Source organism: Pedobacter sp. KACC 23697, assembly GCF_045348445.1.
Taxonomy (GTDB): Bacteria; Bacteroidota; Bacteroidia; order Sphingobacteriales; family Sphingobacteriaceae; genus Pedobacter.
Genome location: NZ_CP157485.1, coordinates 2,991,323 through 3,009,706 on the forward strand (window position 1 = coordinate 2,991,323; position 18,384 = coordinate 3,009,706).

Below are 18,384 nucleotides of genomic sequence, written 5' to 3' on the forward strand. Positions count from 1 at the left end.
AGCCCTTTAACTAAAGCATAATGAATAAAATATCCCGTTTAATCTTTACTATTTCTATTTTTTCGATCTCACTTTCCTCCGCTCAAACCAAAAAACCAACTACAGCCTCTGCCAAAGCATTTCCGGCTGAAGTTGCACGTCCGAAATTAGTGGTTGGCCTGGTGGTCGACCAAATGCGCTGGGATTATTTATACCGCTACTATAACCGCTATAGCAATGGTGGATTTAAAAGATTAATTAACGAGGGGTTTTCTGTGGAAAATACCTTTATTCCCTATACCCCAACTTATACCGCATGTGGCCATACCTGTATCTACACAGGTTCGGTTCCGGCTGTTCATGGTATTATTGGTAATGATTGGTTTGATCCGGAAACCAAAAAAAATGTTTATTGCACAGAAGATTCTTCGGCTTCTACTGTTGGCAGTACCCCTTCTTCGGAAGGCAATATGTCGCCAAAAAACATGCTAACCACAACCATTACCGATGAGTTGAGGCTGGCCACAAACTTTAAAGGGAAAGTAATCGGTATTTCATTAAAAGACAGAGGTTCTATCCTTCCGGCAGGCCATGCAGCAAATGCGGCATATTGGTACCAGGGCAGTACCGGAAACTGGATTACCAGCACTTATTATATGAAAGAGGTGCCAACCTGGATTGCCGATTATAACAAACTGAAACTTGCCAATAAGTTTTATGCAAAAAACTGGGAAACCTTATACCCGATTAATACCTATGTAAACAGCACCAAAGATGAGCATGCTTATGAAGGTAAATCAAGCACATTTCCACACCAGTTAACGCAAAATATTGATAAAAATTTCGATGCCATCAGAAGTACACCTTATGGCAATACCATCACTTTAGATTTAGCGAAACTCGCTATTCTTTCCGAAGACCTGGGCCAGGACAACATCACCGACTTTTTAGCGGTAAGCTGTTCTTCCACCGATTATATTGGCCATGCTTACGGACCTAATTCTATCGAAGCAGAAGATACCTATTTACGCTTGGACAAAGATTTCGAAGAGTTTTTTAACTACCTGGATAAGAAAGTTGGAAAAGGTAATTATACCGTATTTTTAACGGCAGACCATGGCGCAGCGCACGTACCAGGCTTTATGCAGGAGAATAAACTCCCATCTGGCGTAGTAAGCGATAGAGATATTGCAAATAAATTAAATACGTATTTAAACGATAAGTTTAAGGTAAACAATATCGTGTTAAAATCGATGAATAACCAGATCATTTTTGATCACGATAAGACAGACAAAGGTAATGTGAGTTTCGACGTAATTAAATCAGCATCAGTAGAATTCTTAAAAACTTTAGATGGTTTCCAGAATGCCGTAGATATTGCTAAAATATCTCAGGCAACCTTGCAGGAAATCCAGAAGAAAATGATTACCAACGGGTACAATGCCCGCAGAAGTGGTGATATTTACTATGTTTTACAACCAAACTGGTTTAACGGTAGCAGTACAGGTACAACACACGGAAACTGGAATCCATACGATTCGCACATTCCATTGGTTTTTATGGGCTGGGGAATCAAATCAGGTGCTTCTAATAAAACACATTACATGACCGATATTGCACCAACGCTGGCTGCGCTGCTCCATATTCAGATGCCTAATGGTAATGTTGGAGAACCGATCACAGAAATTACAAACAAATAATTTAAGAAAGCTATGCTCAACAGCATAGCTTTCTTTTGTTTTAAAACGGCCGTCATCTCGACTCCAATAAAAAGCTCGTCATTGCGAAGAGATACGAAGAAACAATCTTTTCTGCCAACGAATCTTGCAAGAAAGATTGCTTCGTCGGCTGAAAAAAGCCTTCTCGCAATGACTACTTTTCGCAGCTTTATCATTGTGATAAACGCCGTCACCCCGACCGAATCATCGCGGAGTGGAGAAATCTATCTCGGTACAGATTTAGCTTCGCTGAGCACTATGCGATTCCCGACTACGTTGCAGTCCGCTCGAAATGACGACCTCGTAAAAATCTTATATGGTAAAAAATAAACTATATTTTTTATCTTAACATCATATCAACATATACCGCTATCAAACTCACGCCCATGCTCGAATCGCATGATATGCAGGCAACATTAAAATTCTATACCGAAATTTTAAATTTCGCCTGCGATAAAAAATTCGACGATTTAAGCTGGTTAATCCTCCGAAAAAATGAAATAGAAATCATGTTCTGTAGCCCTAACGAGCATCGCAATATTTCTAAACCGATCATGAGTGGTTCACTTTACATCAAAACAAACGAAGTAGAATCGCTCTGGGAAAGTTTAAAAGATCATTGCAAAATCTGTTATCCGCTCGAAGATTTTGACTACGGCATGAGGGAGTTCGCCATTTACGACAACAACGGTTATTTACTGCAGTTCGGGCAAAATTTACTGAACTAAAAGCCATAACGGTATAGGGTATTCATGCTTTAAGCTGCTTAATTTAGTACATTTGCATACCAAATATATTTGGAAACAGGGATCGGTAACCAGAGCATACCGATCGTTAAAATCCTAAAGTATGCAACAAGTAGAAATCTATAAGCCTAAAAATAAAATCCGTTTTGTAACCGCTGCATCCCTTTTCGACGGACACGACGCCACCATCAACATTATGCGCCGTATCCTGCAATCATCAGGTGCCGAAGTGATTCACCTGGGCCACAACCGATCGGTTGATGAAGTGGTAAACTGTGCCATTCAGGAAGATGTTCAGGGCATTGCCATGACATCTTATCAGGGAGGACACATTGAATACTTTAAATACATGTACGATCTCCTGCAGGAAAGAGGTTCGGGGCACATTAAAATATTTGCAGGTGGTGGTGGTGTCATCTTACCTTCAGAAATTGAAGAACTACAGGCTTATGGAATTGCTAAAATCTACTCTCCGGATGATGGCCGTAAAATGGGTCTGCAGGGCATGATCAACGATATGCTCATACAAACCGATTTCGTTACCAAAGCCAATATCACTAACGAGCTCGAAACCATTCCAGCAAAAGATATCAAAGCCATTGCCGGAGCCATTACCGTTGCAGAAAATGATCCGGAAGGTGCCCAGAAATTTGTTGATGAATTAAAAAAACTCTCCAAAAATAATACGGCGCCTATCCTGGGCATTACCGGAACTGGCGGTGCCGGAAAATCATCTTTAGTAGATGAGCTTGTCCGGCGTTTTTTGGTAGAAGTGAAAGATAAAACTTTAGCGATCATATCCGTAGATCCGTCAAAAAGAAAAACAGGAGGTGCGTTGCTTGGCGACCGGATCCGCATGAACGCCATCAACAATCCAAGGGTTTACATGCGCTCACTAGCCACCAGGCAGGCCAATCTCGCCTTATCTAAAAACGTACAGGAAAGTATCGATATCGGTAAGGCCGCCGGTTATGATTTAATTATTGTAGAAACTTCCGGCATTGGCCAGTCTGATACTGAAATTACCGAGCACTGCGATGTTTCATTATATGTAATGACACCTGAATTTGGCGCAGCTACACAGCTTGAAAAAATCGACATGCTAGATTTTGCTGATTTGGTAGCCATTAATAAATTTGATAAAAGAGGAGCATTAGATGCTTTGCGTGATGTGCGTAAACAATATAAACGCAACCACAATATTTTCGACGCCAAAGATGATGAAATTCCGGTTTATGGAACCATGGCTTCGCAGTTTAACGACCCAGGTATGAATAACCTGTTTGTGGCTTTAATGGAGCAGATCAAGTTAAAAACCGGAACTGATTTTAAAGCCAAAATGGAGTTAACATCCGATCAATCAGAAAAAATTTACATTATCCCTCCCGATCGCATCCGCTACCTGGCAGAAATTGCCGAAGCAAGCCAGACTTATAACGAATGGGTAGAGAAACAGTCTACCATTGCCCGCAAAATGTACCAGCTTAAAGGTGTAATTGATTTATTAGGCGAAAATAGTTCTCCTCTTCCAGAGGGGTATCCGCAGGACGGAGTGTCAAAAAGCCTGAATGCAACCTATCTATTCTTTGAAGAGCAATTAGATGGCGAATGCAAACGTTTACTCCGCCAATGGCCTGAAACCAAAAGGGCTTATAAAGAAGAATTTTTTATTTATAAAGTACGCGATAAAGAAATTAAACAGCCTTTATTTTATGAATCACTTTCCAAGCTGAATATCCCGAAGGTATCTTTGCCGAGATACGAAGATTGGGGCGATATCCTAAGATGGTTGCTAACAGAAAACCTTCCCGGCAAATTCCCCTATGCGGCAGGTGTTTTTCCTTTAAAAAGAGACGGTGAAGACCCTACCAGGATGTTTGCCGGAGAAGGTGGCCCGGAAAGAACGAATAAACGTTTTCACTATGTGTCGTTAGGTCAACCGGCACATCGCTTATCCACCGCATTTGATTCCGTTACCCTTTATGGAGAAGATCCTCATATTCGCCCCGATATTTACGGGAAAATAGGAAACTCGGGTGTAAGTATTGCCACTTTGGATGATGCCAAAAAATTGTATTCGGGTTTTGATCTTTGTGCACCATCTACTTCAGTATCCATGACCATTAACGGTCCGGCACCAATGTTATTGGGTTTTTTCATGAATGCCGCAATTGATCAGCAATGCGAAAAATACATTATTGAAAATGGTTTAACAGAAGAAGTTGAGGCTAAAATTGCTTCCATCTATAAAGCCAAAAATATAGAAAGGCCATCTTATAATGGTACACTTCCAGAAGGAAATAACGGCTTAGGTTTAATGCTTTTAGGCGTTACAGGCGATCAGGTTTTACCTGGCGACGTTTATGCGAGTATAAGGGCAAAAGCCATCAGTGCGGTAAGAGGAACCGTTCAGGCTGATATTTTAAAGGAAGACCAGGCACAGAATACCTGCATATTTTCAACAGAATTTGCCTTAAGGATGATGGGCGATATCCAGAAATACTTCATTGATGAAAAAGTGAGGAATTTCTATTCGGTTTCCATTTCGGGTTATCACATTGCCGAAGCTGGTGCCAATCCCATTTCACAACTGGCCTTTACCCTAAGCAACGGATTTACCTTTGTAGAATATTATTTGAGCAGGGGCATGCATATTGATGATTTTGCACCTAACCTTTCGTTCTTTTTCTCCAATGGTATCGATCCGGAGTATGCCGTTATCGGTCGCGTGGCCAGAAGAATCTGGGCTAAAGCCATCAAAAATAAATACAAAGGGAACGACCGTTCACAGAAGCTTAAATACCATATTCAAACTTCTGGTCGTTCATTACATGCCCAGGAAATCGATTTTAACGATATCCGAACCACTTTACAGGCACTATACGCCATCTACGACAATTGCAATTCGCTTCATACCAATGCCTACGATGAAGCCATTACCACGCCTACCGAAGAATCGGTGAGAAGAGCCATGGCCATCCAACTGATCATTAACAGGGAGCTAGGCCTGGCCAAGAATGAAAATCCGCTACAAGGTGCTTTTATCATCGAAGAACTGACTGACCTGGTAGAAGATGCTGTTCTTGCCGAATTTAAGCGCATAAACGATCGTGGCGGTGTTTTAGGTGCAATGGAAACCATGTATCAACGTGGAAAAATTCAGGAAGAAAGTTTGTATTACGAAACCCTGAAACATACCGGCGAATACCCTATTGTTGGCGTAAATACCTTTTTAAATAAAAATGGTTCCCCTACTATTGTTCCCGGCGAAGTGATCCGCGCTACTGAAGAGGAAAAGCAGTACCAGATTTCAGCATTGCAGAAATTTCAGGACCGTAATGCAGACCGTTCAGCAGAGTTACTGAAGCAATTACAAAAATCAGCCATTGCAGGCGATAACATTTTTGGACAGCTGATGGAAGTTTGCAAAATTTGCTCTTTAGGTCAGATTAGTAAAGCGCTTTACGAGGTAGGTGGACAATATAGAAGAAACATGTAATAAAAAAAGCCCTCAATGTAAAATCGAGGGCTTTCATATATCTTCTGTACGCTATTATCCAGCAATCCAGCTAAATTTATAATCAATCGTTGGAGTTTTCATACGTTCTGCAACACGTAACAAACGCGAAGGTAAAGCCATAATATAATCACGGGCTTTTTCACCAGCATCATTTAAATCACGCATACCTTCAATTTTCCAATCAACAATTAACTGTTGCATAATTTCAACATAATCAATCGCGGTATAAACGCCTAAACGCTGTGCAGCATCAGTAAAGTGACCAAAAGTCTGGCCAATCTTCAAACCAACCTCACGTAAGAAATGTGCCGGCATCACAATTTTTTTTCGCATCATATCTTCAAAAGCCAGCATGGCTTCATTAGGATCAACCTCAAAAATACGGTTCATAAAATCTTTATAAGCCTTGGCATGTCTTGCTTCATCAGAAGCAATTACGCCACACATTCTTGATAATAAAGTATCGCCGTCTTTTTTTGCTAAAGAAGCTACCCTTCTGTGAGAAATATTGGTGGCCATTTCCTGAAAAGAGGTATAAATAAAGTTACGATATGGATCATGGCCGGTACCGATATCGAAACCATCAGCTATCAGATATTGCGTAGAAATTTCCATCTGACGCATATCTACACGACCTGACAGATATAAATATTTATTCAACAAATCACCATGACGGTTTTCCTCTGCAGTCCAGTGCCTGTTCCATTTCATCCATCCGCCGTCTTCTTTCATACTTGGTCCCTGCACCATGGCCAACCAAGATTCGTAAGTAGGCAATGCTTCTTCAGTAATCGTATCACCGATCAACACAGCTACAAGATCATAAGAAAGATCCTTTGCATTATCCCTTAATATTCTAATATCTTGATAAAATGTTTCGCTAGTAGAATCAGGAAGAAAATCAGATGGTTGCCAGTTAGTATCAATTGGTTTAAGATAGGTATCCATCATCTCCAGCATATACTTTTCTATATGCACCATTACTTCCCTTCTTTTATCTGCAAAAAAACTCATTATTTGTATTTATATATTGTTAACAACAAAGATAACCAAATATTGCGGCAAACCTTATCATATTAACATATTTAGCGCTAAATCAGTTTTAATTGTGATCAAAATCAGTAAGATGCTCTAAAAAGGTATCCTATAGAGGGTGAGTGATGAATTTAATATAATCCTTCTTTATTGTTTTTTATTTTTTGAAACGCAGTTTCCTGTTCATTTGGGTGGGGTTCGGTCCTGCTGTCCGTTTTACTCCGCCAATGAAGGGTTGGCTCCGTGCTCACTACCATCAGGGCTATTTTAGCCAGGTCTGAATATGGAAGATGTAAAATGGATGATCGAATAGCCTCTGTGGAGATCAGCGTAATCGAATAATCCCTTAACTTTTCTGCACTCCCCGATAGTATAAAAACATTCTGGTTTTGAAGCGCAGTTTCCTGTGTGTATGGGCTGGGCCTGTCCTGCTGTACGCTTTATCCTTTTGGGAAACCTGATCTGTTAGGCAGATTAACCCGCCCAAAAGGGATGCCGCTCCCATCAGGGCTATTTAACCCGGGACCGAAGAAGAATAGCAACGTAAGATGGATTAACGATGATGTATGGTCTCTGCGGATATCCGTGTGTTCGGCGGATACAGCTAACTTGACTTTCCTTAACCCCTCAATGGTGTGAAACCGCCCTATGCCCCATGCGCTTCGCCCGCTGCCCAAACCCCTGTAAACGAAGAAAACCCTTCAACATTTCTGCTGAAGGGTTTCTTTTAAGATCTGGCACCGACCTACTCTCCCACGTGTTACCGCAGTACCATCGGCTCTGGTGGGCTTAACTTCTCTGTTCGGAATGGAAAGAGGTGGACACCACCGATATAGGCACCTGAATATTTTATTAAGACTAAAGAAGAAAGCTTAAAGACTAAAGCGTAATACGTCTTTTGTCTTTGGTCCCTCCGCTTTTAGCTTTCAGTATTTCAATTTAAACGACCTTGAAACACAAGGCCTTGTATATAACAAGAAAACCCTTCAACATTTCTGCTGAAGGGTTTCTTTTAAGATCTGGCACCGACCTACTCTCCCACGTGTTACCGCAGTACCATCGGCTCTGGTGGGCTTAACTTCTCTGTTCGGAATGGGAAGAGGTGGACACCACCGATATAGGCACCTGAATATTTTTAATGTTGAGCGGTTGGCGTTTCGCGTCAGGCGTTTACCGCTGTACGCTCAGCGCTATACGCTAAACAGTGACATATTATTGAAAGAAGTTAGTTTGAAGAACAAACAACAGTCTGTTTGCTTTGAAAGCTTCGGATGATTAGTACTACTCGACTGTGCTGTCACCAGCTTTACATCTGTAGCCTATCAACGTAGTAGTCTGCTACGGTCCTATATGGAATTCTCATCTCGTGGCTAGTTTCGCACTTAGATGCTTTCAGCGCTTATCTATTCCCAGCGTAGCTACTCTGCAATGCCCCTGGCGGAACAACAGATTCACTAGAGGCTGGTCCAACCCGGTCCTCTCGTACTAAGGTCAGCCCCACTCAAAATTCCTACGCCCACAACAGATAGGGACCGAACTGTCTCGCGACGTTCTGAACCCAGCTCGCGTGCCACTTTAATCGGCGAACAGCCGAACCCTTGGGACCTTCTCCAGCCCCAGGATGTGACGAGCCGACATCGAGGTGCCAAACCTCCCCGTCGATATGAGCTCTTGGGGGAGATCAGCCTGTTATCCCCAGCGTACCTTTTATCCTTTGAGCGATGGCCCTTCCATGCAGAACCACCGGATCACTATATCCGTCTTTCGACCCTGATCGACCTGTATGTCTCACAGTCAAGCAAGCTTATGCTATTGCACTCCGCGTACGGTTACCAAGCGTACTGAGCTTACCTTTGAAAGCCTCCGTTACCTTTTTGGAGGCGACCACCCCAGTCAAACTACCCATCAAACAATGTCTCCCTCTTTGAAGGATTAGACACCGAATACAGAAAGGGTGGTATTTCAACGTTGGCTCCACGACGCCTAGCGACGCCGCTTCAAAGCCTCCCACCTATCCTACACATCCTGTATCCAATGTCAATGTTAAATTGTAGTGAAGGTGCATGGGGTCTTTCCGTCCCGTTGCGGGTACCCGGCGTCTTCACCGGGACCACAATTTCACCGAGCTCATGGCTGAGACAGCGCCCAGATCGTTACACCATTCGTGCAGGTCGGAACTTACCCGACAAGGAATTTCGCTACCTTAGGACCGTTATAGTTACGGCCGCCGTTTACTGGGGCTTCGATTCAATGCTTCTCTTACGATGACATCCCCTCTTAACCTTCCAGCACCGGGCAGGTGTCAGGCCTTATACCTCATCTTTCGATTTTGCAAAGCCATGTGTTTTTGTTAAACAGTCGCCTGGGCCTTTTCACTGCGGCTGACATTACTGCCAGCGCCCCTTCTCCCGAAGTTACAGGGCCATTTTGCCGAGTTCCTTAGCCATGATTCACTCGAGCACCTTAGAATCCTCTTCCCGGATACCTGTGTCGGTTTGCGGTACGGGTTTTTATAACCTGAAGCTTAGCGGTTTTTCTTGGAAGTCTGATTACCTGCTCTATCCACGCACCCGAAGGCTTGCGGTACTATCAGCGCTCAGCTAGATCGGCGGATTTGCCTACCGTTCTAATACCTACAGCCTTTAACGATCTATTCCGTCAGATCGCGGCAGTGTCACTACTCCGTCCCCACATCGCAGTTATAAAAAGTACGGGAATATTAACCCGTTGTCCATCGAATTTCCCCTTCGGGTTCTCCTTAGGTCCCGACTAACCCTGATCCGATTAGCGTTGATCAGGAAACCTTATCCTTTCGGTGGGCGGGTTTCTCGCCCGCCTTATCGTTACTTATGCCTACATTTGCTTTTCTATAAGCTCCAGCACCCATTACCAGGTACCTTCACTGCCGATAGAATGCTCCCCTACCGATATATTTCAATCCCATAGCTTCGGTGTACAGTTTAATGCCCGTTTATTATCCATGCCCGATCGCTCGACTAGTGAGCTGTTACGCACTCTTTAAATGAATGGCTGCTTCCAAGCCAACATCCTAGCTGTCTGTGCAATCGGACCTCGTTAGTTCAACTTAACTGTAACTTGGGGACCTTAGCTGATGGTCTGGGTTCTTTCCCTCTCGGCGCGTGACCTTAGCACCCCGCGCCTCACTGCCGGTTATATTATATAGCATTCGGAGTTTGTCTGGATTTGGTAGGATTTGACTCCCCCGCACCCAATCAGTAGCTCTACCTCTATATAACTCTACACCGACGCTGTTCCTAAAAACATTTCGGGGAGTACGAGCTATTTCCCAGTTTGATTAGCCTTTCACCCCTACCCACAGATCATCCGGAAACTTTTCAACGTTTATCGGTTCGGTCCTCCAGTACGTGTTACCGCACCTTCAACCTGTCCATGGGTAGATCACAAGGTTTCGCGTCTACCTCCTCTGACTATACGCCCTATTCAGACTCGCTTTCGCTTCGGATCCGTGCCTGAAGCACTTAACCTTGCCAGAGAAGAGTAACTCGTAGGCTCATTATGCAAAAGGCACGCCGTCACTGGACCTGCCAGCTCCGACCGCTTGTAAGTACACGGTTTCAGGTTCTATTTCACTCCCCTGTTCGGGGTTCTTTTCACCTTTCCCTCACGGTACTGGTTCACTATCGGTCTCTCAGGAGTATTTAGCCTTACCGGATGGTGCCGGCTGATTCCCACAAGGCGTCTCCGACCTCGCGGTACTCAGGATACTGCTAGGCTAGCATTCTATACGTGTACCGGGCTATCACCGTGTATCGCTGGGCTTCCCATCCCATTCCACTTCTGGTTGCTAATGCCATGTTGCAGTCCTACAACCCCCACTTTGCCGTAACAAGGTAGGTTTGGGCTCTTTCCCTTTCGCTCGCCACTACTCAGGAAATCATTGTTATTTTCTCTTCCTCTGCTTACTTAGATGTTTCAGTTCGGCAGGTTTGCTCATTATATGTGACATGTCTTCAACATGCCGGGTTGCCCCATTCGGAAATCTTCGGATCAATTCCTATTTGCAAATACCCGAAGCTTATCGCAGCTTATCACGTCCTTCATCGCCTCTGAGAGCCAAGGCATCCCCCGTGTACTCTTTATTACTTTCTTCTACTCATATGCCTTTTGCGCCATATGGTATGCTTTTTTGCTCTTGTTATGATGTCTCATTCCCAACTTTACGTCGGGAGAGCACAAACACAACAGTCGCCTATTGTTGTTTGCTCTTCTTTTTTAACTTCTTCCAATATGTCAAAGAACTTTATTAAGGTTGAAGGGGGAGGGTGTAAAGGTGGAGGGTTTCATTGTCCTGCGCCTAAGCCTCTGCTTAACCTTATTAGTAAAAAACTGCGGTCTCGAACCGTTTCATATTTCGATATCATTATATCTGTATATGTGCCCCATGGCGTTTTCTTCTTTTATTTTTTCTTTATGTCAATGTATATTACCGATCCCGATAATAAGGTGTTTTCTGTTTTTTAAAAGCTTTCTGCTTTGGTCTTTAAGCTTTACAGCTCCAAGGTGGAGAATAACGGAGTCGAACCGTTGACCTCCTGCGTGCAAGGCAGGCGCTCTAGCCAGCTGAGCTAATCCCCCAGAGTATCAGTTTCCATTGTTCAGTTATCAGTTTCCAGTTATGATAACTGTTAACTGCAAACCGCCAATTGTAAACTTCAATGGTAGTCCCGTCCAGATTTGAACTGGAGACCCCTACATTATCAGTGTAGTGCTCTAACCAGGCTGAGCTACGGGACTTCTTGTTTTAAGGTAAAGCATCTGTTCGCAGTATATAGTATCTTACCGCTACTGCTTCCTTTGGCTTCCCCTTCTTGTCTCCGTTAAGCTTACCTTGATAGCAGCCCACCGTTTTCTTCTGGGTGTTTCTTTTTTTCTCTTGTGTTTTTAAAGTAGTCAGTATCAAGTATCAACAACCGCCTTTCAGCTTTAGTCTTTATGCTTTAACATTCTACCTTAATTCGAAATATCATGTTGCGTGGCGAGTAGGCGGTGCTACTCCAGAAAGGAGGTATTCCAGCCGCACCTTCCGGTACGGCTACCTTGTTACGACTTAGCCCCAGTTATCGGTTTTACCCTAGGACGCTCCTTGCGGTTACATACTTTAGGTACCCCCAACTTCCATGGCTTGACGGGCGGTGTGTACAAGGCCCGGGAACGTATTCACCGCGTCATTGCTGATACGCGATTACTAGCGAATCCAACTTCATGGGGTCGAGTTGCAGACCCCAATCCGAACTGTGAACGGCTTTGTGAGATTCGCATCATATTGCTATGTAGCTGCCCTCTGTACCGTCCATTGTAGCACGTGTGTAGCCCCGGACGTAAGGGCCATGATGACTTGACGTCGTCCCCTCCTTCCTCTCTGTTTGCACAGGCAGTCTGTTTAGAGTCCCCACCTTTACATGCTGGCAACTAAACATAGGGGTTGCGCTCGTTGCGGGACTTAACCCAACACCTCACGGCACGAGCTGACGACAGCCATGCAGCACCTAGTTTCGTGTGATTGCTCACTGATCTATCTCTAGATCATTCACTAACTTTCAAGCCCGGGTAAGGTTCCTCGCGTATCATCGAATTAAACCACATGCTCCTCCGCTTGTGCGGGCCCCCGTCAATTCCTTTGAGTTTCACCCTTGCGGGCGTACTCCCCAGGTGGAACACTTAACGCTTTCGCTTAGCCGCTGACTGTGTATCGCCAACAGCGAGTGTTCATCGTTTAGGGCGTGGACTACCAGGGTATCTAATCCTGTTTGATCCCCACGCTTTCGTGCCTCAGCGTCAATAAGACCATAGTAAGCTGCCTTCGCAATCGGTGTTCTGAGACATATCTATGCATTTCACCGCTACTTGTCTCATTCCGCCTACCTCTAGTCCATTCAAGCCCATCAGTATCAAGGGCACTGCGATAGTTGAGCTACCGTCTTTCACCCCTGACTTAACAGGCCGCCTACGCACCCTTTAAACCCAATAAATCCGGATAACGCTTGGATCCTCCGTATTACCGCGGCTGCTGGCACGGAGTTAGCCGATCCTTATTCTTCCGGTACATTCAGCTCTGCTCACGAGCAGAGGTTTATTCCCGGATAAAAGCAGTTTACAACCCATAGGGCAGTCTTCCTGCACGCGGCATGGCTGGTTCAGAGTTGCCTCCATTGACCAATATTCCTTACTGCTGCCTCCCGTAGGAGTCTGGTCCGTGTCTCAGTACCAGTGTGGGGGGTCATCCTCTCAGATCCCCTAGTCATCGTCGCCTTGGTGGGCCGTTACCCCGCCAACTAGCTAATGACACGCATGCCCATCTTTATCCCATAAATGTTTGATCATTAAATAATGCTATTCTGTGATTTTATGCGGTATTAATCCGGATTTCTCCGGGCTATCCCCCTGATAAAGGTAGGTTGCATACGCGTTACGCACCCGTGCGCCACTTTCTCTTCCAGCAAGCTGGAAAATATCGTTCGACTTGCATGTATTAGGCCTGCCGCTAGCGTTCATCCTGAGCCAGGATCAAACTCTCCATTGTAAAATGTGTTGTAAGATGCTGACCAGTTTTAACTATTGTTAAAAATAGTCTTCTTTTTTTTATGTTGTCTGTTAGACACCACCTTTAAAATAAAGCTACGTAATCATGTACTTTGATCGGTACTCCATTACCTCGCTACGCTACATTGACATCTCTTTTAAGAACTTATTGACTGTTGTTGCCTCGCGGCCCGTCTTTATATATCTTCAAACTTCTGTTCGTTCAAGTCTTATTCGTCTTCAACGTGTTTCCGTTTGTTTCAATCTTTTTTGTTGTTTGTGCAACATCCGCTGCTCCAACTTTTTCGCCCTTCGTTTCCGTTGGGAGTGCAAAGGTAAGGAACTTTTCCGAACTTCCAAATAAAATAAATTTTATTTTTTTAAGCCTTCTTTTTTCCTTGTCTGCTTTTCAATATGCCAGGTTTAACTGGCTTTCCGTTCTTCCGAACCGGGCTGCAAAGGTAGCAATCTTTTCCGCTTCCGCAATATTTATTTTAAAATAAATCTCGCTCCCTGTATCTCTATGCCTGCCTTTCAAACTAAAACCCTTCCTCCGAAGCGGGATGCAAAAGTAGGAAAAATATCACAGCATCCAAAGGTTTTCTCCGGGAGAATACTGCCTTTTATGTAAGTTCATGATTTTCAGCAGGAAAAAGTTTTGATGCGCTTAAAACTTTTTAAGGAATTGGGTGTTTAGCGCAGGCCTACCAAACCGATCAGCTTCGAAAACCCGATTGGTTTGTGTCTAGTATCCTTTAAAATTTCCCGATCACCTACCCACCTAAACCCGATAGCAGCGGAAAACACGAAGGGGAGGAACGAACCGAGGCTTTGAAGCGAATAGCGGGAACATCCTTATATAGTAGCACGAAACCTGCTTTACTGAAAAAACGAGTGTATACTATATGGTATATAAGCGCACCTCATATATATGTTAAAATTTGTTAACTGTTATATTCTACTGAATTGCTTTGCATAGCTTAGCGGCGAATTGTTTTTATTGATGTTATCGTATTATTAATTATCTTTGCAGAATGTTTAAAGTTAAACACTTAATTATTTTATTATTTATTGCCGCTGTGGGTATTGCGGGTTGTAAGAGTCGTTTCGAGAAATTGAGAGCGAGCAATGACGTTGCAAAAAAATACCAGGAGGCACTTCGTTTGTATAATAAACGCGATTACAGTAAGGCATTAGTGCTTTTTGAGGATCTTTCTCAAAAATATCGTGGCCGTGCGGAAGCTGAGGATCTGAACTATTATTATGCTTATACGCTATATAGATTAAGTGATTACACTACTGCGAGATATCAGTTTAAAAGTTTTGCTGATACCTACCCCGCAAGTAAAAATGCAGAAGAAGCGAGATACATGGCAGCTTATTGCTATTATTTAGAATCGCCAAGTTTCTCTTTAGACCAGGAAAATACCTACAAAGCTATTGATGCATTACAATTATTCATCAACTTATATCCTACCAGCGATCGTGCTGCAGCTGCCGGCAAATATATTGCTACATTAAGGGGTAAGTTAGAGGATAAAGCTTTCGAAAATGCTAAAATGTATTTAACTACAGGTCCTAGTAATGTAGATAATTACAGAGCGGCTGTTATTGCCTTAAAAAATGCGCAAAGAGATTACCCTGATATTAAATATGCTGAGGAAATGGATTTCCTGATGATCAAGGCGCAATATTTATACGCAAAAAACAGTTATATCATGCGCCAGGAAGACCGTTACAACGAAGCACTTGCTTTATATACTGAATTTACTGAAAATCACCCAGACAGTAAATTTGCCAAAGATGCAAAGGCGCTTAAAGGTGATGTGGAGGCAGGGATTGAGGCTACTAAACAGGAATTGGCATTATATGCTGCCGATCAGGAAAAATACAAGCAGATGTTGATCAGAACCGGTAAATTGAAAGATACCGTTTCTCAAAAACCAACAAATGCAGATAACACGGATATTAAAAACAAGTAATAGATGAATACTAACAAACCTGCTGTACCAAATACTACAGTAACCAGAAACGTACACGATTTAGATAAAACTACTGATAACCTATACGAATCATTAGTGGTCATCGCTAAAAGAGCAAATCAGATTTCGAACAACGTTAAAGAGGAGTTACACGGTAAATTGGCAGAATTTGCTTCTAGCAACGATAATTTGGAAGAAATTTTCGAAAACCGTGAGCAGATTGAAATCAGCAAGCATTACGAGCGTATGCCGAAGCCTGTTTTAGTTGCGATTGATGAATTTTTGAACGAGAAAGTTTATCACAGAAATCCTGCTAAAGAACAAAAGTAACTGGCTTAGCGTATAGCGTTTAGGGCAAAGCGTTAGCACTACGCTCTATGCTTAAAGCTCCGTGCACTATGCTAAATAATAAAAATATAATCCTTGGCGTTTGCGGTAGCATCGCGGCTTATAAGTCGGCATTTTTGGTCCGGCTGCTTGTAAAAGCTGGCGCAAACGTAAAGGTTATTCTTACCCCTGATGGTGCTAATTTCATTACACCACTTACCCTTGCTACGCTTTCTAAAAATCCGGTTTATACGCAATATTTCGAAGAAGAAACAGGCGTATGGAGCAACCATGTTGAGCTGGGCTTATGGGCTGATTTAATCATCATTGCACCAATAAGTGCAAATACCTTAGCTAAGCTGGCAACGGGAATCTGTGATAATTTATTAACAGCTGTTTATCTTTCGGCCAAATGCCCGGTTTATGTAGCCCCGGCTATGGACCTGGATATGTGGAAACACGAAACCACCCAAAATAATATTGAACGTGTGATCAGTTTTGGGAATACCGTTATCGCCCCGGCCAATGGCGAACTGGCCAGCGGACTCTGGGGAGCAGGCCGAATGGCTGAACCCGAAGAAATTGTTTCTTTCCTGGATAATGCCATTAAAAAATCTATGCCTCTATACGGCAAAAAGGTAATGGTTACCGCTGGTCCTACTTATGAGGCTATTGATCCGGTACGTTTCATAGGCAACCATTCTTCAGGTAAGATGGGTTTTGCCTTAGCAGATGAGTTGGCTAAACTGGGTGCTGAAGTTACCTTAATTGCCGGACCAACTGCACAAAAGGCCGATCAAACTTTAAAAAGAATCAATGTAGTGAGTGCACAGGAAATGTTTGATGCCTGTACTGCTGCATTTGCTGAAACTGATATTACTGTAATGTGTGCAGCTGTGGCCGATTATCGCCCCAAACAAGTTGCCACACAAAAAATTAAAAAAAAGGATAGCGGATTGTTTTTGGAGTTGGAAAAAACAACAGATATACTTGCTTTTTTAGGTGCGGTAAAAAAAACGCACCAGATTTTGGTTGGCTTTGCTTTAGAAACCAATGATGAAGAGAATTATGCCAAAGGCAAACTGGAGAAGAAAAACCTGGATCTTGTGGTGCTAAATTCTTTGAATGATAAAGGCGCAGGTTTTAAATCAGATACCAATAAAATTACTATTTTTAACAAAGCTCTGGAGCGGACTGTATTTGAAATGAAATCGAAAACAGATGTTGCCAAAGATATTTGTACTGCCATTTTAAAAATTGCGAAATGATAAAAAAGATTGTTTGGATATTGCTGTTGGCTGGTTTTGGAAAGCTGCAGGCGCAAGAGCTAAATGCAAGGGTAACTTTGCTGGCTCCCCAGGTTTCTAACATTAGCAAACCAACTTTAGATGCTTTGCAAAAAACAATCCGCGATTTTTTGAACAATAACAAATTCAGCAACGAAAGTTATAAACCGCAGGAACGGATAGATTGTAGTTTCGTTATTACCATCAACTCGTGGGATGGTGGCTCCGGTTACACTGCCGAAGCGCAGATTCAAAGCAGCCGCCCTGTTTTTAACAGCTCATACAACAGCACTTTGTTAAATATGAGCGATAAGAATTTCGATTTTAATTTCAACGATGGGGCCACAATCGACTTCTCTGATCAAAATTACATTTCCAACATCAGTGCCCTGCTCACCTATTATGCCTACACCATCATCGGTATGGATAAAGATAGTTTTAGCAAAATGGGCGGCACTCCTTTTTATAAAAAAGCACAAAACATCATCAACCTGGCGCAAGCTTCGGGCAATACCGGCTGGAGAGCAGCCGACGGCCTGCGTAACCGTTTTTGGTTCAATGAAAATGTTTTAAACCCCATTTTTGCAGAGCTCCGCACCTTCATTTACAGTTATCATTTAAGCGGGCTGGATCAGCTAACGGATAATGATAAAGGCTTAACACAGATTGTTGCCGCCCTACCCGCATTACAACAAATGGATAAGCAGAAACTGGGCTCTATTTTCCCTAATGTTTACTTTGCTGCCAAAGCCGAAGAGGTAACCAATGTACTTTCGAAACTCAATGGACAAGAACGCATGAAAGCCTATAACATGCTGGCTGAAATCGATCCGGCAAATATTGGCAAGTATGAGGGACTGAAGAAAAATTAATTCATTGTTCAATAGTTTGATAGCTCATGGTTGATTGCTTAGGAGTTGATCATTGTCTCGGCTAAACTACTTCGGACTCCGGACCGCCGGTCTCGGACTATTCGCGATTAAGTAGTTTCTCTATCTGTCGTAATTAAATTTAGAAAAGCAATCTCAGCATTTCAATTAAAGCCTATCCTGCTTTCGTTCATACGCCTGCAGGCCTTACACACGGGCCGGTATCCACATCAATCAGGTTTAATTACCCCAGTCTGTTTTCCATAGGTTGATTTCACTTCGTAGTGCCTACAACAAAAAAAAACACTTTTTACTACATATTATATAAAAAAATCAAGTCTTAAAATTAAATATTTGTTAA

Annotated in this window: 8 protein-coding genes, 2 tRNA genes and 4 rRNA genes; 7 read left to right on the forward strand and 7 right to left on the reverse strand. The window is 43.0% G+C overall.

The genetic code is table 11. The features are described 5' to 3' along the window. Positions 1 to 20: 20 nt before the first annotated feature. The 3 genes from pafA to ABEG20_RS11965 all read left to right on the forward strand — a co-directional run bounded on the left by pafA (position 21) and on the right by ABEG20_RS11965 (position 5,942). On the forward strand, positions 21 to 1,679 hold the full coding sequence (gene pafA, locus ABEG20_RS11955) for an alkaline phosphatase PafA (protein WP_406823574.1): 1,659 nt from the start codon (positions 21 to 23) through the stop codon (positions 1,677 to 1,679). A 404-nt stretch (positions 1,680 to 2,083) separates the two neighbouring features. Further along, entirely contained in the window at positions 2,084 to 2,425 is a 342-nt protein-coding gene (locus ABEG20_RS11960; protein ID WP_406823575.1) for a VOC family protein, read from the forward strand. Positions 2,426 to 2,546: 121 nt separating this feature from the next. After that, the gene (locus ABEG20_RS11965; protein ID WP_406823576.1) at positions 2,547 to 5,942 is read left to right on the forward strand and encodes a methylmalonyl-CoA mutase family protein; all 3,396 of its coding nucleotides are present in this window, start codon (positions 2,547 to 2,549) and stop codon (positions 5,940 to 5,942) included. A 54-nt stretch (positions 5,943 to 5,996) separates the two neighbouring features. Here the strand turns inward: ABEG20_RS11965 and ABEG20_RS11970 are convergent, their stop codons facing one another. The 7 genes from ABEG20_RS11970 to ABEG20_RS12000 all read right to left on the reverse strand — a co-directional run bounded on the left by ABEG20_RS11970 (position 5,997) and on the right by ABEG20_RS12000 (position 13,560). Then, positions 5,997 to 6,977, reverse strand: coding sequence for an acyl-ACP desaturase (locus ABEG20_RS11970; protein WP_406823577.1), 981 nt, complete (start codon positions 6,975 to 6,977; stop codon positions 5,997 to 5,999). A 753-nt stretch (positions 6,978 to 7,730) separates the two neighbouring features. Then, a 5S ribosomal RNA gene (gene rrf, locus ABEG20_RS11975) occupies positions 7,731 to 7,842 on the reverse strand. A 173-nt stretch (positions 7,843 to 8,015) separates the two neighbouring features. Further along, positions 8,016 to 8,127, reverse strand: a 5S ribosomal RNA gene (gene rrf / locus ABEG20_RS11980). 127 nt (positions 8,128 to 8,254) lie between these two features. Further along, a 23S ribosomal RNA gene (locus tag ABEG20_RS11985) occupies positions 8,255 to 11,129 on the reverse strand. A gap of 412 nt (positions 11,130 to 11,541) precedes the next feature. Continuing rightward, positions 11,542 to 11,615, reverse strand: a tRNA-Ala gene (locus ABEG20_RS11990). Positions 11,616 to 11,696: 81 nt separating this feature from the next. Continuing rightward, positions 11,697 to 11,774: transfer RNA gene (locus ABEG20_RS11995), tRNA-Ile, on the reverse strand. A 264-nt stretch (positions 11,775 to 12,038) separates the two neighbouring features. Further along, positions 12,039 to 13,560: ribosomal RNA gene (locus ABEG20_RS12000) — 16S ribosomal RNA — on the reverse strand. The 16S, 23S and 5S rRNA genes sit together here with 2 tRNA genes alongside, the layout of an rRNA operon. A gap of 1,033 nt (positions 13,561 to 14,593) precedes the next feature. Between ABEG20_RS12000 and ABEG20_RS12005 the strand changes: the two genes are divergently transcribed. The 4 genes from ABEG20_RS12005 to ABEG20_RS12020 all read left to right on the forward strand — a co-directional run bounded on the left by ABEG20_RS12005 (position 14,594) and on the right by ABEG20_RS12020 (position 18,026). Next, the gene (locus ABEG20_RS12005; protein ID WP_406823578.1) at positions 14,594 to 15,541 is read left to right on the forward strand and encodes an outer membrane protein assembly factor BamD; all 948 of its coding nucleotides are present in this window, start codon (positions 14,594 to 14,596) and stop codon (positions 15,539 to 15,541) included. A 3-nt stretch (positions 15,542 to 15,544) separates the two neighbouring features. Continuing rightward, positions 15,545 to 15,871, forward strand: a complete 327-nt coding sequence (locus tag ABEG20_RS12010; protein WP_090504977.1) for a DNA-directed RNA polymerase subunit omega — start codon at positions 15,545 to 15,547, stop codon at positions 15,869 to 15,871. Between the two features lie 68 nt (positions 15,872 to 15,939). Then, a complete protein-coding gene (coaBC, locus tag ABEG20_RS12015; RefSeq protein WP_406823579.1) occupies positions 15,940 to 17,136 on the forward strand; it encodes a bifunctional phosphopantothenoylcysteine decarboxylase/phosphopantothenate--cysteine ligase CoaBC in 1,197 nt (398 codons plus the stop codon). Further along, positions 17,133 to 18,026, forward strand: a complete 894-nt coding sequence (locus ABEG20_RS12020) for a DUF4835 family protein (protein WP_406823580.1) — start codon at positions 17,133 to 17,135, stop codon at positions 18,024 to 18,026. Before coaBC ends, ABEG20_RS12020 begins: the two co-directional genes overlap by 4 nt. Positions 18,027 to 18,384 lie beyond the last annotated feature (358 nt).

Coding starts and splice junctions, on each gene's coding strand:
- pafA (WP_406823574.1), top strand. CDS start 21: ATGAATAAAATATCCCGTTTAATCTTTACTATTTCTATTTTTTCGATC.
- ABEG20_RS11960 (WP_406823575.1), top strand. CDS start 2,084: ATGCTCGAATCGCATGATATGCAGGCAACATTAAAATTCTATACCGAA.
- ABEG20_RS11965 (WP_406823576.1), top strand. CDS start 2,547: ATGCAACAAGTAGAAATCTATAAGCCTAAAAATAAAATCCGTTTTGTA.
- ABEG20_RS11970 (WP_406823577.1), bottom strand. CDS start 6,977: ATGAGTTTTTTTGCAGATAAAAGAAGGGAAGTAATGGTGCATATAGAA.
- ABEG20_RS12005 (WP_406823578.1), top strand. CDS start 14,594: ATGTTTAAAGTTAAACACTTAATTATTTTATTATTTATTGCCGCTGTG.
- ABEG20_RS12010 (WP_090504977.1), top strand. CDS start 15,545: ATGAATACTAACAAACCTGCTGTACCAAATACTACAGTAACCAGAAAC.
- coaBC (WP_406823579.1), top strand. CDS start 15,940: ATGCTAAATAATAAAAATATAATCCTTGGCGTTTGCGGTAGCATCGCG.
- ABEG20_RS12020 (WP_406823580.1), top strand. CDS start 17,133: ATGATAAAAAAGATTGTTTGGATATTGCTGTTGGCTGGTTTTGGAAAG.